The 22,746-nt window shown below is 69.5% G+C and carries 26 protein-coding genes and 1 pseudogene; 16 read left to right on the forward strand and 11 right to left on the reverse strand.

Annotation, left to right across the window (positions count from 1 at the left end; translation table 11 throughout):
* Window positions 1-167 precede the first annotated feature (167 nt).
* A pseudogene (locus AB0B91_RS60340) lies at window positions 168-401 on the forward strand (hypothetical protein); the annotation flags it as partial.
* On the opposite strand, the gene AB0B91_RS60345 reads toward AB0B91_RS60340, so the two are convergent.
* From AB0B91_RS60345 to AB0B91_RS60370, 6 genes are all read right to left on the reverse strand, one after another.
* Window positions 346-657, reverse strand: a complete 312-nt coding sequence (locus AB0B91_RS60345) for a hypothetical protein (RefSeq protein ID WP_358341463.1) — start codon at window positions 655-657, stop codon at window positions 346-348. The pseudogene AB0B91_RS60340 and the gene AB0B91_RS60345 sit on opposite strands and share 56 nt — an antisense overlap.
* The gene (locus tag AB0B91_RS60350; protein ID WP_358341466.1) at window positions 654-1,571 is read right to left on the reverse strand and encodes a slipin family protein; all 918 of its coding nucleotides are present in this window, start codon (window positions 1,569-1,571) and stop codon (window positions 654-656) included. The genes AB0B91_RS60345 and AB0B91_RS60350 overlap by 4 nt, the downstream gene beginning before the upstream one ends.
* Before the next feature lie 151 nt (window positions 1,572-1,722).
* Window positions 1,723-3,114: a DUF4389 domain-containing protein gene (locus tag AB0B91_RS60355; RefSeq protein ID WP_358341469.1), complete on the reverse strand. Its 1,392-nt coding sequence runs from the start codon at window positions 3,112-3,114 to the stop codon at window positions 1,723-1,725.
* 333 nt (window positions 3,115-3,447) lie between these two features.
* Complete coding sequence (locus tag AB0B91_RS60360; RefSeq protein WP_358341472.1) at window positions 3,448-4,146, reverse strand: CBS domain-containing protein; 699 nt, start codon at window positions 4,144-4,146, stop codon at window positions 3,448-3,450.
* A gap of 493 nt (window positions 4,147-4,639) precedes the next feature.
* Entirely contained in the window at window positions 4,640-5,308 is a 669-nt protein-coding gene (locus AB0B91_RS60365) for a hypothetical protein (protein ID WP_358341475.1), read from the reverse strand.
* A gap of 16 nt (window positions 5,309-5,324) precedes the next feature.
* Entirely contained in the window at window positions 5,325-6,044 is a 720-nt protein-coding gene (locus AB0B91_RS60370) for a dienelactone hydrolase family protein (RefSeq protein ID WP_358341478.1), read from the reverse strand.
* Window positions 6,045-6,382: 338 nt separating this feature from the next.
* Between AB0B91_RS60370 and gap the strand changes: the two genes are divergently transcribed.
* Window positions 6,383-7,366: a type I glyceraldehyde-3-phosphate dehydrogenase gene (gene gap, locus AB0B91_RS60375; protein ID WP_358341481.1), complete on the forward strand. Its 984-nt coding sequence runs from the start codon at window positions 6,383-6,385 to the stop codon at window positions 7,364-7,366.
* Window positions 7,367-7,399: 33 nt separating this feature from the next.
* Here gap and AB0B91_RS60380 read toward each other — a convergent pair whose 3' ends face one another.
* From AB0B91_RS60380 to AB0B91_RS60390, 3 genes are read right to left on the reverse strand one after another with little or no spacing between them, the layout of a single operon-like run.
* Window positions 7,400-7,696, reverse strand: coding sequence for a hypothetical protein (locus tag AB0B91_RS60380; protein WP_358341484.1), 297 nt, complete (start codon window positions 7,694-7,696; stop codon window positions 7,400-7,402).
* On the reverse strand, window positions 7,693-8,196 hold the full coding sequence (locus AB0B91_RS60385; RefSeq protein ID WP_358341559.1) for a glycosyl hydrolase family 65 protein: 504 nt from the start codon (window positions 8,194-8,196) through the stop codon (window positions 7,693-7,695). The genes AB0B91_RS60380 and AB0B91_RS60385 overlap by 4 nt, the downstream gene beginning before the upstream one ends.
* Entirely contained in the window at window positions 8,197-8,946 is a 750-nt protein-coding gene (locus tag AB0B91_RS60390; protein WP_358341487.1) for an HAD-IA family hydrolase, read from the reverse strand.
* Between the two features lie 127 nt (window positions 8,947-9,073).
* Between AB0B91_RS60390 and AB0B91_RS60395 the strand changes: the two genes are divergently transcribed.
* The 7 genes from AB0B91_RS60395 to AB0B91_RS60425 all read left to right on the forward strand — a co-directional run bounded on the left by AB0B91_RS60395 (window position 9,074) and on the right by AB0B91_RS60425 (window position 15,136).
* On the forward strand, window positions 9,074-9,916 hold the full coding sequence (locus tag AB0B91_RS60395; RefSeq protein ID WP_358341490.1) for a universal stress protein: 843 nt from the start codon (window positions 9,074-9,076) through the stop codon (window positions 9,914-9,916).
* A gap of 143 nt (window positions 9,917-10,059) precedes the next feature.
* Window positions 10,060-10,716, forward strand: coding sequence for a CBS domain-containing protein (locus tag AB0B91_RS60400; protein ID WP_358341493.1), 657 nt, complete (start codon window positions 10,060-10,062; stop codon window positions 10,714-10,716).
* A gap of 8 nt (window positions 10,717-10,724) precedes the next feature.
* Window positions 10,725-12,794: a carbamoyltransferase HypF gene (hypF, locus tag AB0B91_RS60405; RefSeq protein ID WP_358341496.1), complete on the forward strand. Its 2,070-nt coding sequence runs from the start codon at window positions 10,725-10,727 to the stop codon at window positions 12,792-12,794.
* Between the two features lie 66 nt (window positions 12,795-12,860).
* Window positions 12,861-13,151 (forward strand): hypothetical protein, encoded by a 291-nt coding sequence (locus AB0B91_RS60410; RefSeq protein ID WP_358341562.1) that lies wholly within the window; start codon window positions 12,861-12,863, stop codon window positions 13,149-13,151.
* A gap of 165 nt (window positions 13,152-13,316) precedes the next feature.
* Entirely contained in the window at window positions 13,317-13,682 is a 366-nt protein-coding gene (locus tag AB0B91_RS60415; RefSeq protein WP_358341499.1) for a hypothetical protein, read from the forward strand.
* Window positions 13,683-13,883: 201 nt separating this feature from the next.
* Window positions 13,884-14,102, forward strand: a complete 219-nt coding sequence (locus AB0B91_RS60420; RefSeq protein WP_358341502.1) for a PLD nuclease N-terminal domain-containing protein — start codon at window positions 13,884-13,886, stop codon at window positions 14,100-14,102.
* Complete coding sequence (locus AB0B91_RS60425) at window positions 14,090-15,136, forward strand: hypothetical protein (protein WP_358341505.1); 1,047 nt, start codon at window positions 14,090-14,092, stop codon at window positions 15,134-15,136. Before AB0B91_RS60420 ends, AB0B91_RS60425 begins: the two co-directional genes overlap by 13 nt.
* A gap of 51 nt (window positions 15,137-15,187) precedes the next feature.
* Here AB0B91_RS60425 and AB0B91_RS60430 read toward each other — a convergent pair whose 3' ends face one another.
* Complete coding sequence (locus AB0B91_RS60430) at window positions 15,188-15,367, reverse strand: hypothetical protein (RefSeq protein WP_358341508.1); 180 nt, start codon at window positions 15,365-15,367, stop codon at window positions 15,188-15,190.
* A 152-nt stretch (window positions 15,368-15,519) separates the two neighbouring features.
* Here AB0B91_RS60430 and AB0B91_RS60435 point away from each other — a divergent pair, with 152 nt between their 5' ends.
* The 4 genes from AB0B91_RS60435 (at window position 15,520) to AB0B91_RS60450 (ending at window position 19,832) form a co-directional block, all read left to right on the forward strand.
* The gene (locus AB0B91_RS60435) at window positions 15,520-15,888 is read left to right on the forward strand and encodes a hypothetical protein (RefSeq protein WP_358341511.1); all 369 of its coding nucleotides are present in this window, start codon (window positions 15,520-15,522) and stop codon (window positions 15,886-15,888) included.
* Window positions 15,889-16,129: 241 nt separating this feature from the next.
* Complete coding sequence (locus tag AB0B91_RS60440; protein ID WP_358341514.1) at window positions 16,130-16,543, forward strand: Hsp20/alpha crystallin family protein; 414 nt, start codon at window positions 16,130-16,132, stop codon at window positions 16,541-16,543.
* Window positions 16,544-16,748: 205 nt separating this feature from the next.
* On the forward strand, window positions 16,749-19,196 hold the full coding sequence (locus AB0B91_RS60445) for a cation-transporting P-type ATPase (RefSeq protein ID WP_358341517.1): 2,448 nt from the start codon (window positions 16,749-16,751) through the stop codon (window positions 19,194-19,196).
* A gap of 132 nt (window positions 19,197-19,328) precedes the next feature.
* Window positions 19,329-19,832: a hypothetical protein gene (locus AB0B91_RS60450; RefSeq protein ID WP_358341520.1), complete on the forward strand. Its 504-nt coding sequence runs from the start codon at window positions 19,329-19,331 to the stop codon at window positions 19,830-19,832.
* Here AB0B91_RS60450 and AB0B91_RS60455 read toward each other — a convergent pair.
* Window positions 19,813-20,649, reverse strand: coding sequence for a cupin domain-containing protein (locus AB0B91_RS60455; RefSeq protein WP_358341523.1), 837 nt, complete (start codon window positions 20,647-20,649; stop codon window positions 19,813-19,815). The genes AB0B91_RS60450 and AB0B91_RS60455 overlap by 20 nt on opposite strands.
* 69 nt (window positions 20,650-20,718) lie before the next feature.
* On the opposite strand from AB0B91_RS60455, the gene AB0B91_RS60460 reads away from it, so the two are divergent.
* From AB0B91_RS60460 to AB0B91_RS60470, 3 genes are all read left to right on the forward strand, one after another.
* On the forward strand, window positions 20,719-21,282 hold the full coding sequence (locus tag AB0B91_RS60460) for a helix-turn-helix domain-containing protein (RefSeq protein WP_358341526.1): 564 nt from the start codon (window positions 20,719-20,721) through the stop codon (window positions 21,280-21,282).
* 262 nt (window positions 21,283-21,544) lie between these two features.
* A complete protein-coding gene (locus AB0B91_RS60465; RefSeq protein ID WP_358341529.1) occupies window positions 21,545-21,955 on the forward strand; it encodes a pyridoxamine 5'-phosphate oxidase family protein in 411 nt (136 codons plus the stop codon).
* Between the two features lie 111 nt (window positions 21,956-22,066).
* On the forward strand, window positions 22,067-22,429 hold the full coding sequence (locus tag AB0B91_RS60470; RefSeq protein WP_358341532.1) for a molecular chaperone TorD family protein: 363 nt from the start codon (window positions 22,067-22,069) through the stop codon (window positions 22,427-22,429).
* Window positions 22,430-22,746: the final 317 nt, after the last annotated feature.

A 22,746-nucleotide genomic window follows, 5' to 3' on the forward strand; every position in this document is an offset into this window, starting at 1 on the left:
CGACGAACTGGAGGCGGTCGTGGCCGGTGCTCGCGGCACCCGGATCCCGCCAGGGCCACCTCAATTCCGCACCGGAGGACCGAAATCCCCTGAAGCGGCAAGGCCCGTCCAGGGGGCGGTGAGAGGAGGGCAATCAGTGGGAGAACGCGAGGAGAGGTCGAACCAGGCGTGGCGGGCTGCGACGCGTTCTGCTCGGATCCGTCAGCCAGGCCATGGGGCGCCACGCTCCCTGCCCCCGTCGCGGTGATGCACGAACCGTCGAGGTGACCCGGTGCGGGGCTCGCCCAATTCCTGGCCGAGCAGAGCGCCACACTGGCGACCTTCGACACTTGAACGCGCGGACCGTCAGGAGTCGTCCTCGTCCCACGGCAACTCGTCGCGCACGTCTACGACGCCATTGACTCGGGCCGCGCGACGGTCGATGAGCGAAACGTCGGTGCGGGTGGCGGTGCGCCCGTCCAGTGCTACGACGCCGACCAGGCGGCCCCGGTCATCGACGCCTGCACCTCCAGGATCAGCCGCGACCCGCTCCCCTTCCCGAGCGTCTGCGCCACGTGGGGGCGCGCAGCCGGTCGGTGGTGGCGATGTCGAGCGCCCGGTCACGGTCACCGTCGCCATGCCGTCCTGCCCGGTGGTCGACAGCCGCAGTGCGTTCATCCGTCCCCTGCTCGGGCGATGTCCGTGGCGCCGTTGCCCGGAGGAACCGCGACCGGCAGAGCGACGTCTTTGATGGGAGCGGGTTGGGCGGCGGCCTTGTGCTCGCGGGCGAGGAAGGCGCCGAGTTCGGCGATGGTGGTCATCAGCGGGGCGGGGAAGACGACGGTGCTGTTCTTGTCCACGCCGATCTCCACCAGGCTCTGCAGGTTGCGCAGCTGCAACGCCAAGGGGTGGGCCATCATGATGTCGGAGGCCTCGCCAAGCGCGGCGGCGGCCAGGTGCTCACCCTCGGCGTTGATGATCTTGGCTCTCTTCTCCCGCTCGGCTTCGGCCTGCTTGGCCATCGCTCGCTTCATGGTCTCGGGCAGCTGGATGTCCTTCAGCTCCACCAAGGTCACCTCCACCCCCCATTCGACGGTGGTGACGTCAAGGATCTGGCGGATGTCGAGGTTGATGCGGTCGGTCTCCGACAGCGTCTCGTCCAGGGTGTGCTGGCCGACGACCTTGCGCAGTGTGGTCTGGGCGATCTGGTCGATGGCGGCACGGACGTTCTCGATCGCCACGACGGATTTGGTGGCGTCGATCACCTTGAAGTAGGCGACCGCGGAGACGTCGACGCTGACGTTGTCGCGGGTGATGATGCCCTGCGACTGGATCGGCATCGTGACGATCCGCAACGACACCCGGCGCATGACGTCGACGACCGGGATGATCAGCCGCAGGCCCGGTTCGCGTACTCCCTGCACCCGGCCCAGCCGGAAGAGCACGCCTTGTTCGTACTGCTTGACGATCCGCACCGCTAGCGCGAACACCAGTATCAGCCCGGCCACGATGATCGCCGGAATGGTCCAACCGTTCATGGACAGGCTCCGTTCGCTCGTCGGCGAGATCGCCGGGTCCGGCAGGATCGCCACGGACGTCCTCGCCGGCTTAGCTGGTGGAGTGGCCCGTGGGCGACCCCTCTTGCCAGAAGCCTCCAGCCGGGCGAACCCGGCCGACAGAGGCGAAAGACCTCTACTCTCGCGACCATCAGGGGGGAGCGGTGCCCGGCGGCGGCGCCGATGGTCACGAAGTCGGCGCCGGCTGCCTGCGCTCGGCGGCGGGTGCTGCGGCCAGGCGGACACCGATGAGGATCAGCGTGGTGCCGGCGAGTAGCAGGATCGCTGTGGCGATGAACAGCCCTGTGGTGAGCGCGGCCAGCCAGGGCAGGGTGGCGGCCAGCTTGAGATCGGTGGTGACCGGGGACGCGCCATCGGCGTTCATGATGACGACGGTCCAGTCGCCCGGCTGGACGTCCCACTCCACGTACCCTGGCCCGCTCGCCGCCCAGAAGGTCTCAGAGCCGGGCAAGGCGTCCGGCCTGCCACCGGGATGGCGCTGGTAGCGGATGTCGTCACCGCCGGTGCCGCGGGTGATCTGGTCGTGGGCCACCCCGTTCAGATAGGCGGCGGCGTCGGCTCGGTGGGCGATGCCCACGAACAGCGGCGTATCGGGGCCGGCGGCCTCAACGCGGACCCGGCCCACCAGGTCACGCAGGAACTCCACGCCCTGGCCGCTGACGACGATCTGCTCTGTGGTCAACGCGTACGTCGAGGTGGTGACCCGTCCGGCGGTCGTGGCGACGAAACCGTCGCTGCTGCGAGCTCGGTCCAGGAGACCCGAAGCGGTACCCGTTACAGCGGTGCCGATCGCGCCGAAGGCCAGCAGGGCGCCCATAGTGATGGCCACGATTGACCCCGCGCCGTGTCGTACAGGGACGTGGGCGGATGGAGGCGTGGTTTCGAGCTTGGGCAGTTCATGCCCGCCCTGCTCAAGGCGGAAGGGTGGGTAGGCGTCGGTCATCAGGCAGGCGTAGGCGGCCACCCGCAGTGCCCACCGGTTCAGGCCGATGACGAGGTCGAAGATGCCGTGCGGGTAGCGGCCGGAGAACAGCAGGAAGGCTGCGCCGATGAGGACGAGCAGTCCGATCAGGCCGCCCCAGTCCAGGGTGTAGAGCACGCCGCCCGCGTCGGGAAGCCCGCCGCGCCAGGAGATGACGCTGCCGCTGGTGAACAGGCCCACGATCAGGTAGTGCGGGGTGGCCAGCAGCCACCATTTGACCAGTACCAGCCCCCGCGAGAGCCGCTCGGGGTAGTCGATCTCCAGCGTGGCCGGGTAGTCCGAGGCGGGGCCGAGGGTGAAGGGTGGGTAGCGGTCGGTGCCTAAGGCGCCGTAGCTGTAGTAGGCCACCCGCCAGGTCCAGCGCAGCACGCCGAGGTTGAAGTCGAACAGCGCTCGCGGGAAGCGGCCGGTGAACAGGATCGCGAAGAACGCGACGACGGTGAGGACGCCGAAGGCGATCCACAGGAAGCCGAGCACGATGTAGTGGGGGATCGCCAGGATCCACTTGACGATCCACAGGCCCCGGTTGAGCGGTTCCTCCAGCCGGGCCTCGACACGTACGGGATAAGGGTTCATCCATCCAGCCCACCATTCGGCGCACCAGGTGACAGCGGCCGAAGGTCCTCCATACGGGCGCCGTTGGGCCCGTACCGCGGTGGCTCACGAGGTCCCGCCCGCGACTTGCGCCAGATCCGGCATGCATTGCCGATGACCGATCGCCCGCCCGCGGTGCTGCGCAACCCGCGGCACGTCTTCGACACCCGTGCGGTTGGCCGGTACCGGGGCAGGTCGAGCAGGAATTTGCTGCCTGTCACGGTGTCGGCCCCGCCGATGAAGGTCCGCGGCGGGGATCTCTTACGCTCCTCGCCTGCCCTTCGTGCGTGGTTATCACCGGCGGCGCCTGTCGCGTCAGCGGCTGTCCCATTTGGCGTCGTCGTGTTTCCAGTTGAGCCGGTCGACGACGTCGACGACGCCGTTGACGCGTGCGGTCATCCGCAGCGCGATCACGACATCGGTGCGCTGGTCCATCCAGCCGCTCAGCGTGACAACGCCCTGGTCGACCTCGACCTTGGTGCCGAGGGTCTCCACCCACAGCGACCGCTCCAGTACGTCCTCCCGGACTTCGCGGGCGATTGCGCTGTCGGTGCGCACGAACGCCTTGAGCAGGTCGCGCCTGCTGACGACGCCTTCGAGTACGCCGTCGCCTGTGACGACGACCAGGCGCTTGACGCCGTGCTCATCCATGCGGCGGGCGGCCGTGACGATCGAGGCGGTGGCGGAGATGGTCACCGCGGGCGCGGTCATCAGCTCCGCGGCGGTGTCGGCCGCGGCCTTGCGCCGGAACTCGGCCCCTTCTACGGCCATGCGGTGCCGTAACCGGGTCCGCAGCGGAGGCTTGTAGGCCTCGTTGTAGTACCGCTCGCGGAACTCCTCTTTACACAGCAGGTCCGCCTCGGATACGACACCGATGACGTGCTCGTCGCCGTTGACGACCGGGACGGCGCCGACCGCGTGCTCAATGAGCACCTCGGCGATTTCCTTGAACGGCGTGCTGTGAGTTACCGAGGCGACCTGCGTGGTCATGACGTCTCTTACTGTGACTCGCATCGCGGATCCTCCTTCGTGTCCTTTTCGAGCGAAGCGCGAACTGATCCACCCGGGTAGAGGCAGAGGTCCCAGGCGGACGGCCGTTGGTCAGAGCGCCGCCCTCAGACGTTCTCGATCTCGCGCTCGCTCCAAGGACGACGCGGCGCGGTAAGCGCGACGGGGCCATAGCTGGAGGCCGGCGTCTCGCTGCTGGCTGACGACCAGCCGCCTGACGAGGCAAGACTCTCAGTCCTAGACCCGCAGATGAACGCTGTCAGCCCAGGCCGCCTGAGCCTTCAGGCGGCTCTGCATGCCTGCTCACTTCTCCTCAGTGTGCGGGGGTGCTGATCTCACCTTCGCGGGCCATGGAGACGTCGGCTCGGATCATCGAGATGCCGGCCACCAGATCGACCAACTCGCAGTGGAAACCGGCGCCCCTTGAGCACGTGCCTAGGCGTTGGTCTTGGTTCAGCCACCCCCGGCTCCGCGGTCCACCGCCGCCCGCTCGGGCGGATCACGACCCGCTCTCGCCGTGTCCGATCCGGGCGATCATCGTGATCGCGGCCGGCACCAGCCACACCGCGAGCGCGGGGTAGAGGGCCGTGGCCAGCCAACCTCCGGCCGCAAGCGGCCCGCTGCCGATGACGATGCTCACCGACAACAGCGCATGGGCGGCCGCGGCCAACGCTGCCAGCCACCCCAGCCACGAGGGGAAGACGTGCGTGCGCAGCGACACCACGGCGACCGCCACCAGCATGACCGCCAGCGGGACGTTGGCCAGGACGAACACCGCGTCCATCGTCGAGATCAGGGCCGGTGGCACCTGGCCGTCATGCGGGGCGCCAGCCAGACCGACCTGGAACGCTTGGGCGAGGAGGTTCATCGCCGCTTGGGCGACAGCGGCGCCGAAGGCGAGCGTGGACAGGCGTTGCGTTCCGCCTTCCGCCCTGGCCAGGAAGGCACGCAGGCTGCCGGCGAACCACAGCAGAGCCGCGGCGCCAGCCGTGAACAACAGGCTCTGGGTCAGCTGGGCCTGACCGTTGCGGAGGTAGAAGTAGGTGATCTCGTTACTGGGAGCGCCTGGGCGCACGCCGCCCCGTTCGAAGATGAGGGCCGCAGCGCCGACGGCGACGCTCACCAGTCCGCTGGCCGCGCCCCACCGCTCCCATACCGTGTCGCCCACGCGTCAGCCTCCCCGCTCAGGTCAGGTGCTTGGTGAAGAAGGCGACGACGCGCCGCCGGGCGTCGCGGGCCGACGGCTCGTGGAACCCGTCCTTGGACAGCCGGCCCAGCACCGCCAGCAGCATTGGCACATCACGAGGGTCGTGATCGTTAAGGAAGGAATGGCCCGCATCGGGGTACTCCTTGACGTCGTGCTCCACCCCGGCTGCTGTCAAGGCGTGCTCCAAACGCTGGGCGGTGCCCCGGTTGACGCGGTCCCTGGCCCCGTAGCTGCCGACGATCGGGCAGGCTCCAGCAAGGAAGGCCTCGGAGAACACGTCCTTGGCGGAGGTGCCGTAGTTCACGCTGGAGACAGCGAAGCCATGACCGGGAGCCAGCAGCAGGGCGAACCCGCCGCCCATGCAGAAACCGATCACTCCGATCCTGCCTGTGCAGTCCTCGCGCCCCGCCAGGACGGTGCGCGCGGCCTCGATGTCGTCGAAGACCGGGCCCCGGCGGGCCCGCGCGTCGCGCATCATTCCACGCATGCAGGAGAAGCGGCCACTCCAGTAGAACAGGTCCGGTGCCACTGCCAGGAAGCCCTCGCCCGCCAACCAGTCCACCTGGTTACGCAGGTCATGGCTCATGCCCACGGCATCGTGGAGGACCACCACCCCAGCATGCGCGCCTGAGGCCTCAGGCACTGCCAGATAAGCGGGCATCAGCCCGCGCCGCGTGGCGATCTGCAGGTCGGTCATCCTGGAGCCCCCTCGCACCAACTCGCCGTCAGCACCCGCACCACGACGTCGGGCACGCGCTTGCCTCGCCCCGCAGGATGAGCTGCAACGCCCGATCCGGCAAGAGGCTTTGGTCACTCTGCTCGCCGTTGACACGGGTCATTCTGAGCGAGGCTCTCTACAGCGGTCCTCGGCACCGCAACGCAGGGCAGTTGGTGGCCTGAGACCGAACGGTGGGCCGAGGGCGATCTCCTCCGGTTCAGCGTCGAGGACCCTGTATTCCGGCAGGGGCCGAAGGTCCCATCCCGTGGGGACCGTTGCCTCTGAACGCCGAGGCTGGTCCGCCGGACGATGGCGGTATGAGAATCGGAATCAATGGGTTCGGCAGGATCGGCCGGGCCGTCCTGCGCCGCGCGCTCCGTACCGACCTGGACGTCGTCGCCATCAACGACATCACCGACGCGGCCGCACTGGCCCACCTGCTCAAGCACGACTCCACTTATGGCGCGCTCGACCTCCCCGTCGCCGCCTCCACCGACGCTCTGAACGTCAACGGCACGAGCATCGCGGTCAGCGCCCACGCGGACCCCGCCGAGATCGACTGGCGTGCCCACGGCGTGGAACTGGTCATCGACGCCACCGGTCGCTTCCGGACCAGGGACGCGCTGGCGGGCCATCTGAAGGCGGGTGCCCGCAGAGTGCTGCTGTCGGCTCCCGGCAAGGGGCTGGACGTCACCATCGTGCCCGGCGTCAACGACGCCGCGTACGACCCGGCCCAGCACGAGATCGTTTCGCTGGCCTCGTGCACCACCAACTGCGTCGCTCCCATGGTCAAGGTGCTGCACCAGAGCTTCGGCCTGGTGCGCGGGTTCATGACCACCATCCACGCCTACACCGGTGACCAGATGCTGCTGGACGGGCCGCACAAGGATCCGCGCAGGGCGCGTTCGGCCGCGGTGAACATCGTGCCGACCACCACCGGCGCGGCCCGCATGGTCGGCCAGGTGCTGCCTGAACTGGACGGCAGGCTGGACGGCATCGCCATCAGGGTGCCCGTCGAAGACGGCTCGATCACCGACCTGAGCGCCCAACTCTCCCGCCCGGTCACCGCGCAGGAGGTCAACGACGCCTTCGCCACCGCTGCCGCGGGCGAGCTGCACGGCATCCTGCGCTACAGCACCGATCCGCTCGTCTCCCGCGACATCATCGGCGACGCCGCCTCGTGCGTGTTCGATTCCGGGCTCACCCAGGCGGGCGGCGATCTGGTCAAGGTGTTCGGCTGGTACGACAACGAGTGGGGTTATGCCAACCGGCTGGTCGAAATGGCGCAGCGAATGGCATGACGCCGGAAGCGCCTTCTGCCTCGGGACTTTGGATCACCGGCCGTGGATGCGGCGGCCGGTGATCTGGTGCGGAACGATGCGGATGTAGAGCTGCCGGTCGCCACCGGCCCACGGGGTGACGTCGGAATCGGTGACCTTGGCCGGCTCATCGAGCGGCACGTGGTGGGCGGGGCCCTGGATGAGGACGCCCCAGCCGCCCGGCACGACCAGGCGCGGGCATTGCTCGGTCTCCAGCACGTCCACGACCGGGTCGGCCGAGGCGGGGCCACCACCTGGCAGACGATCTTGACCGCCACCCAGCAGACGTCCGAAGTCGCCGGTGCCTGTCATGAACGTCTCCTCGTCCTTGGTGGTGAAGGTGCGGCTGGTGTGCCGCGTGGCATGGCGACGCCGTCGACGCGTGTTTTGTCGCGGTCAACGTCGATGACCAGTTGATGGCCGCGGAAGCGGATCGGCAGCGACAGCGTGCCGAGCCGGTCGGGCAGGAGCGGGTTGAGGTGCAGGCCGTTGGGGTGGATCTCCAAGCCCAGGTAGCAGCGCTGCAACATGTGCAGCGTGCCGGCCATCGCGCCGAGGTGGATACCCTCCGCGGTGGTGCCGCCCTGGACGTCGTTGATGTCGCTGAACAGCGCCTCGGTGAAGAACTGCCAGGAGCGGGCCCGGTCGGAGCGGGCGAGCACCCAGGCGTGCACGACGGCGCTGAGGGTCGAGCCGTGGCACCCCCTGCCGCAGGTCGAGCTCTTGGCGGTAGTCCAGCAGGTCGGCCCGCTCCGGGCGGAACCACACTGAACCGGGCGAACGTCAGCGGCAGCCGGTCGTAGCAGAGGGATTCATCGCCGCAACACTGGGACGCTGCCGGCAATGCCCAGTTCGGCCAGGTCCGTCACCACGACGTCCGCTCCGACGCGGCGCATCGCGGCCCCCTGGGAGCCCGTCCGGTCCACCCCGACGACCAGGGCGAAGCCGCCTCTGCGGCCGGCCTCGACTCCGGGCAGCGCGTCCTCCACGATCGCCACCTCGCCCGCCGCAAGCTCCAACCGCTGGGCGGCCTCCAGGAACAACGCCGGGTCAGGCTTGCCAGGCAGCCCCAGCCGGGCGACCTCGGTGCCGTCGATCACCACGTCGAACAGGTGCATCAGCCCTGCGGACGAGATCACCGCGCGGCAGTTCCTGCTGGCCGACACCACGGCGGTACGGCAACCCCGCCGGCGCAACTCGTGCAGCAGCGCGACGGTCGAGCCGAAGGCGGCCACCCCATGCTCGGCGATCTCCTGGACGAACAGCGCGTCCTTGGCCTGCCCGAGCCCGTGCACGGTAAGCGCGCCCGGCTCATCCTGCGCCCCGCCTTCAGGCAGGCAGATGCCACGGGAGGCCAGGAACGTGCGCACCCCGTCCAGACGCGAGCGCCCATCGACGTAGCGCAAGTAGTCGGCGCGGATGTCGAACGGGGCGGAACGGCCGCGCAGGAAAGCGTCGAACACGTGCTTCCACGCCGCCGCGTGCACCCGGGCGGTGTCGGTGACCACACCGTCGGTGTCGAAGACGACGGCACGGAGCCGCGTCAGATCGATGGCTGCCATGCCCATGACGCTACGCACCCGCCACCGGGGCAAACAGGGTCTTTCGGCTCTTGCCTGACGGACTTCCGGCTCTGCAACCACGCCCTGTGAGCGAGTCCGATGGAGAGGTGACGAAGGAGGACACATCATGATCATCGTAGGTGTGGATGGTTCGGTGACCGCGCGTGCCGCGGTGGAGTGGGCGGCCAACGACGCCTTCCGGATGAGAGAGCCGCTGCGGATCGTGCACGCCGTGGACCGCTCGCCGTACCAGATCGGCAAGTTCCCCAACGCCGCGCTGCCCGACACGCTGCTGCGCGAGGGACAGCGGATCCTGCGCGAAGCGCTGGCCCTGGCCCACGAGCGGCAGCCCGACGTCGAGGTCACGACTCAGGACATCGAGGGCGCGCCCACCGAGGTGCTGCGCGAGCAGGCCAAGGACACGACCGAGATCGTGCTCGGCAGCCGTGGGCTCGGCGGGTTCGCCGGAGCTCTGCTGGGCTCGGTCAGTACGCACGTGGCGGGCCGTGTGCACGGTCCCGTCGTGGTCGTACGCGGCGATCACCAGCCGGTTCGCGGGGAGATCGTGGTCGGCGTGGACGACTCGCCCGAATGCGAGCCCGCGCTGGCCTACGCCTTCCGGCAGGCCAAGCTGCGCGGGAGCACACTGAGGGTGGTGCACGCCTGGCAACTGCCGGTGCACGCGTTCGCGCCCGGGGTGCCGTACGACATGGACGAGATCCGCACCGCGCAGCACCAGATCGTCAGCGACCGGCTGGAAACGTTCAAGAAGGAATACCCGCAGGTGACGGTCGTCGAGGACGTCCAGTCGGCGCAGCCGGTGGAAGCGCTCACCGACGCCTCCGCCCGAGCCGATCTGCTGGTGGTGGGCTCGCACGGCCACGGCGCGGCGGGCGCGATACTGCTCGGCTCGGTCAGCCGCGGCGTTCTGCACCACGCCCGCTGCCCGGTGGCGGTGGTACGCGCATAGAGGCCCTCTGTCGACGGGGAAGACGACCCGTGGCCCGTGCTCAACGCCTAGTAGGGACCAAAGGCTCTGCGGCGAGGGACGTTCGCCCATGCCGCCCATGGTCGCCCCAAGCGCATCGTTGCGAGAGAGATGAGGAGGCCACCATGTCCATCAAGGTCAGGGACGTCATGAGAAACGTCGCCATCGCGGTGCGGGAGGACGCGTCGTTCGCCGAGATCGTGCGCACGATGCGCCGATACACCCTCGGGGCGGTCAGCGTGATCGATGCTGATGGCCGGCCTGTGGGGGTCGTCTCCGAAGACGATCTGTTGCTCAAGGAGATGGACCCGGTACGACACAGCGCCCCGATCTTCGAAAGCCGCAAACGGCGCGAGGAGCATGAGAAGGCGGCCGCGGTCACCGCGTCGGCGCTCATGAGCGCGCCCGCGATCACGGTGACCCCGGGAAGTCCGGTTCGCGACGCGGCGCGGTTGATGCACGAGAAGCGGATCAAGCAGCTGCCGGTGATCGACGTGGTCACCGGTCGCATCGTCGGTACTCTGCACCAGTCGGACGTGCTGCGTGTCTTCACCCGGTCCGCGGGCGAGCTGGAGAGCGATGTCAGGGCCGTGATCGGTGACCGGACGTCCGTGTCGGTCAGCATCGCCGGTGCTGTGGTGCGGCTCAGCGGCCGGGTGACGTGCGGCTCTGAGGCCGTCCAGCTGGTGGAGGAGATCCGCCGGGTGGAGGGCGTGATCGACGTCGTGTCCGAGCTGACCTACGACAGGGTCGACCTGATCGTCGTCCCGCCGCTGCTGTAGGGGCCGACATGGAAGCCACCTGGCGGGCGGCGAGCATCGGCGAAGTCGTCGTCTCGCCCCAGCCGCCCGCTGCCGCGTCAGGCGAATTCACTGTCCCGGCAAGCGTGGCGGTCGGGGGAGCGGGCCGCGACATACCACTTGACCTGGCCACCTGCGCCGACTGCTTGCGCGAGCTGTTCGATCCGGCCAACCGGCGTTACCGCTACCCGTTCATCAACTGCACGGCGTGCGGCCCGCGGGCGACCATCATCGAGGCCTTGCCGTACGACCGGATGCGCACCAGCATGCGCGGCTTCGACATGTGCGCGTGCTGCGCGGCGGAGTACCGTGCCCCGGCCGACCGGCGCTTCCACGCCGAGCCGATCGCGTGCGCCGCGTGCGGTCCGCGGCTGCGGTTCATGGGTGTGGCAGGGGATGCGGCATTGCGGGCGGCCGCGGAGGTCATCAGCGGTGGCGGGGTGGTCGCGGTCGAGGGGCTGGGCGGTTTCCAACTGGTGTGCGATGCGATCAACGAGGATGCTGTGGCGCGGGTCCGGCAGATCAAGTGCCGGGAGACCAAGCCTCTCGCGGTCATGGTGCGCGATGTGATCACCGCGGGTGCGCTGGCCAAGCTCACGCCCAATGATCGAGCGCTCCTGGGCAGCCCGGCCGCCCCGATCTTGCTGGTACCGCCCCGCCTCGGGGTGCTGGCCGCCGGGGTGTGCGACGGTCTGGCCGATATCGGACTTTTGCTGCCGTACACGCCGCTGCACCATTTGCTGCTTGACGAGCTGCGCCGACCACTCATCGTGACCAGCGCCAACTTCGCCGACAGCCCCATGCTCATCGAGTCCGGGCTCATCTGCGAGGCCGGGCTAGAGGTGGACGGGGTGCTCTCCCACGATCGGGCCATCGTCAACCGCTACGACGACTCGGTGGTCCGTTCCCTTGGATCCCGTTCCCTGCTGGTACGCGGGGCTCGGGGGATCGCGCCCGCCTCGCACCGGCTGCCGATCGCGGCGCCGGCGCCGTTGCTGGCTGTCGGCGCTCAGCTCAAGAGCACGTTCACGCTCGCCGACGGGGAGCATGCGGTACTGGGCCCGCATCTCGGTGACCTGGAGGACGCGGAAACGCTGGCCGCTTACGAGGACGCGCTGGACCGGTTGCGGGCGATCCACGGCATCGATCCTGTGCACGTCGCCCATGACCTGCATCCCGGGTATCTGTCTACGCGGTTGGCCCAGCGGTGGCCGAGCCGCATCGCCGTACAGCATCATCACGCGCACGTGGCCGCGGTGGCTGCCGAGCACGGCCTGCAGGGCCGCTTCCTGGGTGTCGCCTACGACGGGCTGGGGTTCGGCGACGACGGCACGTTCTGGGGTGGTGAGCTGCTGCTGGCCTCCTACACCGGATACCGCCGGCTCGGCCGCTTCTCTCGCGCTCCGATGCCCGGCGGCGCTGCGGCGGTACACCGTCCCGGCCGCATGGCGCTCGGCTACCTCGTCGGTGGTGAGGGCACGGGGAAGTTCGTACCCGTGGGACCGGTCGCCGATCTCCACGAAGAGGAGATCATCCGGAGGGTGATCGCCAGAGGGGTGAACTGCCCGGTCGCCTCCAGCGCCGGACGGCTCTTCGACGCGGCCGCGGCGCTGCTCGGGCTCTGCGACGTCAGCACGTTCGAGGGGGAGGCAGCGATGCGGTTGGAGCAGGCGGCGACCGCCTTCGCCGGTGCCGAGCCGCTGGCCTGGCGGCTGGAGCGGCGTGACGGGCTCTGGGTGTACGACGGTGTGCGAACGTTGCGGGACCTGCTGGCGGCGAAGGCCGACGGCGAGCCGGTGGGCCGGATCGCCGCGGCTTTCCACGCCACCGTCGCGGCGGTGACCGTGCTGTTGTGCGAGCACGCGGCCACGGAGACGGGTGTCGGCACCGTGTGCCTGTCGGGCGGAGTGTTTCAGAACCGGCTGCTGGCCAATGACGTGCTGGCCAGGCTGGAAGCCGCCGGGTTCGAGCCGTTCATCGGCGAACGCTTCCCCGTCGACGACGGCGGGATCAGCTTCGGCCAGGCAGCGATCGCGGCGGCGAGGCTGTCATATGCCTAGGCGTACTCTGCGCTTCGGCGAGCAGCTCGATCAAGTCTGTGGTCGGTTCCGCTCGGCAACCTCGGGCTGATCGAGGCCGTCCAGCGCTTCGACCACGCCCGCGGCAACCGGTTCTCCACTGTCGCCGTCTGGTGGATCCGCAAGGCCATCCAACGAGGGCTGGAGCAGGCCCCCACGGTGCGGTTGCCGATCGGGACACGGCGGTTCGGCGTGGACGGGTACGCCCCGCACACGCCCCGGCAAATCGCCGGCCAGATGAGGCTGACCCCGCACTGGGTGCGCCGGCTGGAGAAGGAGTCGCCGGCCTGGATGCGGCGTCAAAGTAGCAGGCAGGGATTGCAGGCATGGGCATCGTGACCCGTCTCGGAGCAGGTCGCGGCAGGATTTCCAGGTAGGTGGGACATGACACATGATGGACATCGATCCGGACGCTGGTACCGGTGGCTGTATCGAGGTGGCCAGCCGAACCGCCTTGCGCGGGTGATGAACCGGGTATCAGCCGTCCTCCACTCGGCGGGAGTGATGCCCGGCCGCTTAGTGACCCTGGAGGTCCCCGGACGGCTTAGCGGCCGCGTCATCTCCTTTCCCCTGGTCGTCGCCGACTACCAGGGGGAGCGCTACCTGGTCGCGATGCTGGGCCAGAACGCGAACTGGGTGCGCAACCTCCACGCCGTTCAGGGGCGGGCGGTGCTGCGGCACGGCCGCCGCGAGAGAGTGCGCCTCGACGAGGTCGAGCCCAGTCTGCGCGCCCCCATCCTGCGCCGCTACCTGGCATGCGCGCCCGGCGCTCGCCCGCACATCCCGGTGGACCGGCGGGCCCCTCTGGAGGAGTTCGAGCGGATCGCGCACCGCATCCCGGTCTTCCGTATCACGGCACGTGCCGACTAGGAGTGGTGCGTACTCCCAGGTGGCGCGAGGAACTCCGACCTGCTCGCCGGAGCGGCGATCCGCGATGTGATCCCCATGACAGTCGCCGAGAGCCGTGGCGGTGGCCAAAGGCCTCTGATCTCGGGCCCTTCGGCCCGGGACGATCAGCGGGGAGCCTGACAGGCTCGTGGCGGAGGTACGCCGAGAGAAGGGACAGGGCCGATGCGCTGGAACGAGCTCTCCGAGCGGCAGCAGGGCCTGCTGTTAGCGGCTGTGTCAGCAGAGTTCGCGTTGACCGCGACGGCGGCGGTTGACCTGTGGTTCCGGCCGAGGGACGAGGTGCGGGGGCGTAAGGAGCTGTGGTGGCTGGGTATCTTCGTCCAGCCGATCGGACCCATCGCTTACCTGATGTGCGGGCGGCGGTCCCGGTGCGGGCGCTAGGCCGGCTGCAGACCCGGCTGGTCAACCCGATCGTCGCATGGGTGTTGCGGACTCCGTTGCACGACCTGCTGTCGCGATGGGTGGTGCTCGCGGAGATCACCGGCCGCAGGAGTGGAGCGAGGCTGCTCGTGCCGGTCCAGTACAGCCAGGAGGGAGACACGCTCACGGTAATCAGCCGCGGCTCCCGGCTGTGGTGGCGCAACCTGGAGGGTGGCGCACCGTTGCGGGTCACCCTGCGCGGTGCGACGCATGCGGGCTATGCGACGGTCAGTCGCAGCCCCTTGCGGGTGAAAGCCGCGGTGCGCGCGATCGGTGACAGCATCGGCCGTACCGAACTCGGCGTCCCGCCTGATGATGCCGTCGCTCTCACCATCCGCCTCGACCCGGTGACGCCGGTGGCGAGGCTGGGGATGAAGCGGCTGTGGCGGCGCTGGTTCGCGGCCGTCACGGTGGGCGAGGTCGCGGGTTTCGCCGTCCCGGCCGTTGTGGGCGCGCTGGCGGCGGGCGTGCAGTGGGGGGTGCTCGGCATCGGGCCGCTGCTGCAGGGCGCCACACTCGTGGCCGCGGGGCTGGTGGAGGGCACCATACTCGGCCTGGCCCAGGCATATGCGCTCCGGGCCGCTCTGCCAGGGATCGGCACCGTGGCATGGGTACGGGCAACGGCGGGGGGCGCCGGGATCGCGTGGACCATCGGGGCGTTGCCCGTCGTACTCGGTGAGCGGGTCATGAGCTGGCATCCGGCGGTGCTCATCGTGCTGGGCGTGGTCCTGCTGGCCTCGATGGGGTTGTTGCAGTGGCGGGTGCTTCGCCCGCACGTGCGAGGCGCCTGGCGGTGGGTGGCGGCGACCGCGGGAGCGTGGCTGGTCGCGCTCGGCGCGTTCGCCGCGGTGACCACGCCGTTGTGGCAGCCGGGTCAGCCGGGCCGGCTCATCGCCGCCATAGGCGTGCTCGGCGGTGCGGTCATGGCGGCCACGGTCGCGGCGCTCACCGGTGCCGCTTTGGTGCGCCTGCTGCGCCGTGGCCAACAGCTGTAGGACGACTGGGACAGTTCGTCGTCGTGCACGCGTGAGAACGCGTGCCGTGCCTCAGTCGCTGGGAGCCAGGCTGGCTGATGTGGGGTGAAGGTTCTCCACGGCCCGGACGAGCGCGAGGTTCGCGGCGGTCAGTGTGCGGACCAGCTCCTCGAGCTTGTCGACCCGCCTCTTCAGCGACAGCAGTTCGGCGTCGAGCACCGGTGACTCCATGATCATTCGTCCGCCGATCATGATCGGTTCACCTCCATGAAAACGGTACAAGTACATGGTGGGCGCCCGCAGCCGTCGCACGACAGCGGCGAACGTCCCCGGCCGGCAGGACCAAAGACACTGACCGCACAGATCCGGCGGGCGGACGCTCAGGGGGAAAGGAGGTGGCAGTGATGAGACTGACCTGGAAGGACGCTCTGGCGACAGTGGTCGCCGCGGCGAACGTCGCCATCTACGTCGCCTTCACGCAAGGCGCGGACGTGCCCGTCATCGACGGCGTACGCGGTGCGGCCGGGGCGATCCTGCTGCTGGGCATGGTGGGCGGCTGCGGACTGAGCGCAGCCGACGTGTACGAGCACAAGGGCCCGTACATGGGAGTCGCCAGCACCCTGGGCGGCATCGCGCTCCTCGCCGGCGTGATCGCGCTGATCACGGCTGCGAAACCGGCTCTGGCGGTGCTGTTCTACGCCACCATCGCGCTGTGGTTCATCGCCACCGTGCGGCACGCGCTCACCCCTCGAACAATGGAGGCGCTCAAGTGAAGGATGGGCCGAAGGTCCTCTGACAGGCGCCCTGGAGGGTTGAACGACGGGCAAGCCTAGACGTTAGAGCGCAGCCGGGCCGTGGCTCACCCCGCCGCTGTGCGACGCGGTCCACGGGCTCACCACGGCTGGCAAGACAGGGCCGATCGCCCTGACGGGTAGGGACTTCGGCCTCTGGGGCCGGGGAAGGCGCAGGTATGTCCTGAAGGTGTGGGAATCGGAACCACACAAGGAGGCTGTGATGAACCTGCCAGAGCGTAGGGACATCAGAATCCCGTTCCCGGAGCTGTTCGCGTGGATGGAGAGCCCGATGTTCGGGTTCCGGCCGTTCGGACAGATCGTCCGGGTCGAGGACTACATCGCCGACGGCCGGTACGTGCTGCGCGCTGAGCTGCCCGGGATCGACCCCGACAAGGACATCGAGGTCACCGTGGGTGACGGCGTGCTCCACATCCGGGCGGAGAGGACACGCAAGACCTCCGAGCCGCACCGCTCGGAGTTCTCCTACGGGTCGCTGTCGCGATCGGTGACGCTGCCGGCCGCGGCCAAGACGGACGACGTCAAGGCCACCTACACCGGCGGCGTCCTCGAGGTCAGCGTCGGGCTGGCCGAAGGCAAGAAGGCGGAAGGCCGGCGGATCGCCGTCGAGCACTGACGTCCGGCCAGGCGCGGGCGGATGAAGCCCAGGCTCCCGCCCGCGCCCACGGCCAGGAGGAGATCGACGATGATGTCCTTGCGGATCGTGCATGTCCGCGAGCGTTTCCGGGAACGGCCGGGCGTCACAGGCAGTGCCGGACGGCCCGTGGGTTGGTGCCGAAAGTCCCTGCCCAACGCAGGACGTGGCCGCGAGATTTGTGGTCATGACCATCCTGTCTCAGACCCGTTGCGGCCTCACCGCCGAAGAAGCGGCGCAGCGGCTGGCCGCCGACGGCCCGAACGTACTGCCCGCGACTCGCCGCGCCTCTCCTGTGATGCTGCTGCTGCGCCAGATGGTGCACTTCTTCGCCCTGCTGTTGTGGGGAGCGGCCGCGCTGGCCGTGTTGGCCGGGATGCCGCAACTGGCCGTGGCGATCGCGGTGGTCGTGCTGCTCAACGGTGGCTTCGCCTTCGCCCAGGAGTATCGCGCCGACCGGGCCACGCAGCGGTTGCGGGAGCTGATCCCGGCCAACGTGGTGGTCAGGCGGGATGGCAGGCGCGTGCTGATCGGCGCGGCTGACCTGGTGATGGGGGACGTGGCGCTACTGGAGGCGGGTGACCGGATCTCGGCCGATCTGGAGGTGGCCGAGGTGCACGGGCTGGCCGTCAACGAGTCCATGCTGACCGGGGAGAGCCGGCCCGCCCGGCCGCAGGTGGGTGGCCCGGCCTACGCGGGCACGTTCGTGGTCGAGGGGGAGGCCGAGGCCGTCGTGGTGGCCACGGGGGCGCGCACCCGGCTGGCCGCGATCGCCAAGCTCACCAGGGAGGCGAGCAGGCCACCCAGCCCGCTGGCCGTGCAGCTCGGCAAGGTCATCAAGATCGTCGCCGGGATCGCGACGGCGGTCGGGGCGGTCTTCTTCGGGCTGGCCGTGCTGCTGGGGATGGCGCCGGGGCAGGGCTTCCTGTTCGCCATCGGTGTCACGGTCGCGCTGGTGCCCGAAGGGCTGCTGCCGACCGTCACACTGTCGCTGGCCCGCGCCGCCCAGCGGATGGCCGCCCGCAACGCCCTGGTACGCCACCTGGAGGCGGTCGAGACACTCGGCTCGGCCACGTTCATCTGCACCGACAAGACCGGCACGCTGACCCGCAACGAGATGACCGTGGCCGAGGTGTGGTCGCCGTCGAGCTCGCCCGCCGAGGTCATGCGCACGGCGGTGCTGAGCTCCACCGGCCGCATGAGCGGCGGCAAGCCCGTGGGCGACCCGATGGAGGTGGCTCTGCACGTCGAGGCCCTGCGTCTCGGCGCCGATGTGGAAGGGCAGGCCACCCGGCGCTTTCCGTTCGATCCAGTGCGGCGCCGCGCCTCCGTCCTGGTGGACGGCGGGCTGCACCTGAAGGGCGCACCGGATGCCGTGCTGCCGCTGTGCCGGACCGTACCCGGGGCCGATGACGCGCTGGCCGGGATGAGCGACCGCGGACTGCGCGTGCTCGCCGTCGCGCGCGGTCGCACGGCCGAGGAGTCGGAGCTGGAACTGCTCGGTCTGGTCGGGTTGCACGACCCGCCGCGTGAGGACGTGGCCGAGGCGATCGGGAAATGCCGCATCGCCGGGATCAAGCTGGCCATGGTCACCGGCGACCATCCGCGCACCGCCCGCGCCATCGCCGCCGAGGTAGGGCTGCTCGGCCCGGATGAGCTGGTGGTGACCGGCGCCGAGCTGCCCGCCGACGACGCCGCGCTGGGCGAGCTGCTCGACCACGACGGCGTGGTGATCGCCCGCGTGACGCCCGAGGACAAGCTGCGCATCGCCCGGGCCCTGCGCGGGCGCGGCCACGTGGTGGCGATGACCGGCGACGGCGTCAACGACGCACCGGCGCTTCGCGAGGCCGACATCGGCATCGCCATGGGCAAGTCGGGCACCGACGTCGCCCGCCAGGCCGCCGACCTGGTGCTGCTGGATGACCACTTCGCCACCATCGTCGGCGCGGTCGAACTGGGCCGCGCCACCTACGCCAACGTGCGCCGCTTCCTCACCTACCACCTGACCGACAACGTCGCCGAACTCACCCCGTTCGCCATCTGGGCACTGTCCGGCGGCACCATCCCCCTCGCCCTGACCGTGCTGCAGGTCCTCGCCCTCGACATCGGCACCGACCTGCTGCCCGCGCTCGCCCTGGGCGCCGAACCGGCCAACCCCCGCACCATGTACGGCCCCGCCCGCGCCGGCACCCTCATCGACCGCCGCCTGCTCACCCGCGTCTTCGCGATTCTCGGCCCCGCCCAGGCCCTGGCCGAAATGGGGGCGTTCGTCGGCGTCCTGCTGCTCGGCGGCTGGCGGCTCGGCACCGCCCCGAGCCCCGGCCTGCTCGCCGCCGCCTCGGGCACGGCCTTCGCCGCCGTCGTGCTCGGCCAACTCGCCAACGCCTTCGCCTGCCGCAGCGAATCCCGCTGGATCGGACGCGTTCGCTGGCGCACCAACCCCCTGCTGCTGGGCGCGATCGCCGTCGAAGCGGTGCTGCTGCTGGCCTTCCTCGGTCTGCCGCCCGTCTCGCGCCTGCTCGGCGGCGCCTTCCCGCCCGCCGTGGGATGGGCACTGGCCGCGATGGCGATTCCCGTCATGATCCTGGCCGACACCGCGCACAAGGCGTGGCGGGCCACGCTTGCCAAGAATTAGGGCGGTGAACCGCCGCCACTCCTTGTCCTTTCGGTATGGCTTGACGAGAAACCGGTTGACATCGCGACACTCAATAGGATAGTTGTGCTATCCAATGCTAGATAGTACAACTACCCAATAGGGAGAGCCGTCGTGGAAACGATCATCGTACTGCTGGTGGCCCTGCTGGGCTTCCGGGCGCTGGGGGCGTTCGGGGTCGGCCGGTTCGCCTCGTGGCCGGTCAGTGCGGCGCACGCGCTGGCCGTCATGCTCTTCATGACGGCCAGCGCGCACTTCGTCCCGGACGGCGTCACGGTCATGCCCAACCATGGGGATCTCGTACGCATGGTGCCGCCCTTCGTGCCCTTCGCCGACGCGATGGTCTACCTGACCGGTGTGCTGGAGCTCATGGGCGCGGTGGGGCTGATCATCACCGGGACGCGCCGGCCGGCCGGGATCGGGCTGGCCGCGCTCTTCGTGCTCCTACTGCCGGCCAACATCTACGCCGCGGTCGCCGACGTGCCGTTCAACGGCGGCGAGGCGTCGCCTTTGTGGCTGCGGGTGCCGGAGCAGGTCGTGTACATCGCCGTCGCGCTCTGGGCGATCCGCTCAGCGCCGCTGCCGGTTTTCGCCGGGGTTACGGCACGCCGTAGGTGATGTCGTACTTGGCGGCGATGGGGTTGAGTTTGACCGGGTCGAGCCGGCCGCCCGTGGTGATGTGCGGCCTGGCCTCGATCAGGTCCTCGATGAAACACTCCCAGCCGCCCGGCGAGGAGATCTGGATGACCCGCGGGGGTGGGGTCGACCCGCAGCGCAGCGCGTGCGGGACCCCGTGAGGCAGCAGGACGAACTGCCCCTTGCCCACCTTCTCCGTCCGGTCGTCGTACTCGACGACGAGTTCCCCGTCGAGTACGTAGATGCCTTCGTCCGCCTTGTGGTGGATGTGGCGGGGAATGTCCTGAGCCACCACCATTTCGAGGAGCGACAGCCTGCCGTCGGTGTCGGTGCCGCGAGCCTTGGCGGCGAACGCGGGCGGGACCTTGATCCGCCCCGGGCGCACTTCGCCGCGCTGGAGAAGGTAGAAGCGGCCTTTGTCGCCGTTCTCCGCTGTCTGCCCGGCCACGGACTGGGCGTACTCTTCCCAGCCGCCCGGTGAGAACAGGTGCAGCGCGTGGACCGGAGCTTCCGACAGGGCGCGTATGGCGTGGGTGACGCCGCGCGGCAGCAGCGCGCACATGCCCGCGGTCAGGCGATGCGTCCGGCCGTCGAAGTCGAGGCCCAACTCCCCGTCCAGTACGAAGACCAACTCGTCGAAGGCGTCGTGGACATGCGCGGGGAGGTCCTGGTGGCCCCGGTTCTCAATGAGGGAGAACCGGCCCTCGGTATCGGCGGCTCCGGCCTTGAGCGTCGTCGGCGGCGGCATGGGCAGGCGTGACTCTCCGGGGTTCAGGAGGATGAAGCGTTCCTTGGACATGAGGTACCCTTTCCGGAGACGGATTCGGAATCCGATTCCGCTTAGAGTCTAGACAGAGGACCGCGAGGGATGTCAAAACCCACCGCCCGCAAGCCCCGTACCGACGCCGAACGCAACCGCGGCCGCGTGCTGGAGGTGGCCTGTGAGCTGTTCGCCGAGCGGGGGGATGAGGTGCAGATGGCGGAGGTGGCCAAGGCGGCCGGCGTCGGCGTGGGCACCGTCTACCGACATTTCCCGACACGTCAGGCGTTGATCGAGGCGGTGACGGAGCAGCGGTTCGCCGAGATCCTGGCGTACGCCCGGACCGCATGCCTGCCCAACCCCGACACGCGGCAGGCCCTGACCTGCTTCCTGACCCGCATCGGCGAGGTGCACGACGAGAGCCGCGGGGTCTCCAGCGCGATCGAGGCGGCCCTAGGCTCGACCGAGCCACGCGGCCAGGTGGGCGCCGACCTCCTCGCCCTCGGCGAGACCCTGCTCGACCGGGGCCGGGCCGACGGCACCTTCCGCGCCGACGTCAAGGTCGCGGACCTCTACATGATCGCCGGGGCGGTGGCCGCGATCAGCCGCGAGGCCATAGGCGACTGGCGGCGCTTCATCGACATCGCCCTGGACGGTCTCCGACCACGATGACCCATCGCCACCCGCCCGCTTCGAGTCCACGGCACAAGCACTCTCGCCCCTGGGAGTCCGGGGAGCCGTCGCAGTGGAAGGTGACGGGAGACGGCACTCACCTGCCGCGAACGGCGGGACGCACCACGCCACCGCCGGGCAGCGCCGTCGGGGCCCGCGTACTGACGCCGGCGGGAAACAGCGACAACTGAGAGCGGATCGGCAGCCGACATGGGACTTTCGTCCCTAACCGCGCAGGTAGGGGCGGCCACAGGCTGAGGGTATGAAACTCGACTCGGCCGGCCTGCAGGTGCTCTCGCAGGAGGAGTGCATGCGCCTGCTGCCTTCGTGCCCGATCGGGCGGATCGTCTTCACCGATCGCGCCCTGCCGGCCGTGCAGCCGGTCAACTTCTGCCTGGACGGCGACGACATCGTCATCCGCACGGCGGCCGGTTCGAAGCTGGCCGCCGCCACTCGCCGTGCGGTCGTCGCCTTCGAGGTCGACGACTTCCACCCGGTGGAGCGGACCGGCTGGTCGGTCACCGTCATAGGGCTGGCCCACGTCGCCGACGAGCCCGCGGAGATCGCCCGGTTGGAAAGACTGCCGCTGACGCCGTGGGCGCGCAGCCGCGACCAGTTCATCGTCATCACCACGGTGGAGGCAACCGGCCGGCGCCTTCGGCAACTCGCCTGAGCCGCCCCTTGGGTCTTTCGGATCCGGAAGGCGGGACCAAGGGCCCTGAGCCGCCCCGCTGCCGGCCGAAAGGATCGAGACATCCGGCGCGTGAGGTGAGGAGTTGTCCGCATGATGGATCTGGGCGAAGGTGAGCTGCGTACAGCGCACATGGTGGCATCGGTGCTGCCCGGCTACCCCGACGACCGGCTGTACGACGCCCGGCAGTTACTGACCGGGACCGTGGCCGCGCTGCCCGCCGGACAGGTCCGCGAGCGCCTGGGCGCCTTCCTCGACCACGCCGCCGTCACCGCGCAGGCCGACCTGGCCGCCCACTACGTGGCGACCTTCGACCCCAAGCGGCGCTGCTCCCCGTACCTGACGTACTACGGCACCCGTAAGCGGTCGGCTCGCGCGAGAAGGAGGCCACGCTGCGACTGGCGGCCGAAGGAGGGCCCCGTTAGCATCCGCCGAAAATCGGGCGGATATGGCTGATCGCGCTGGTCAACTGTTTTGGACCCACATCAGGATGATCTTGATGGATGGTGTGGCGCAACGCGCGTGACGAGCCGACTCGGGTCACTGCGCTGTTCCTACGGCCGCGTCGCGATCGAGGCGGCTCACCTGGTGGTGGATCAGTTCCAGGGCAGCTGAGGGCCCACGTCCCGCTTATTTTTCTATCTAATTTAAGTGTGCCGTCAACTCTTGAATTAAGTATTGACGCTCTCATTGGGTCACCGTAAGGTCACTGTAAGGTCACGACCGTGAATTTCTCTTAGCCATGGTGCTCACTCACGCCGGCGGCTAGCCAC

Source organism: Nonomuraea sp. NPDC049141, from assembly GCF_040648415.1.
In the GTDB taxonomy this organism is placed as follows: Bacteria; Actinomycetota; Actinomycetes; order Streptosporangiales; family Streptosporangiaceae; genus Nonomuraea.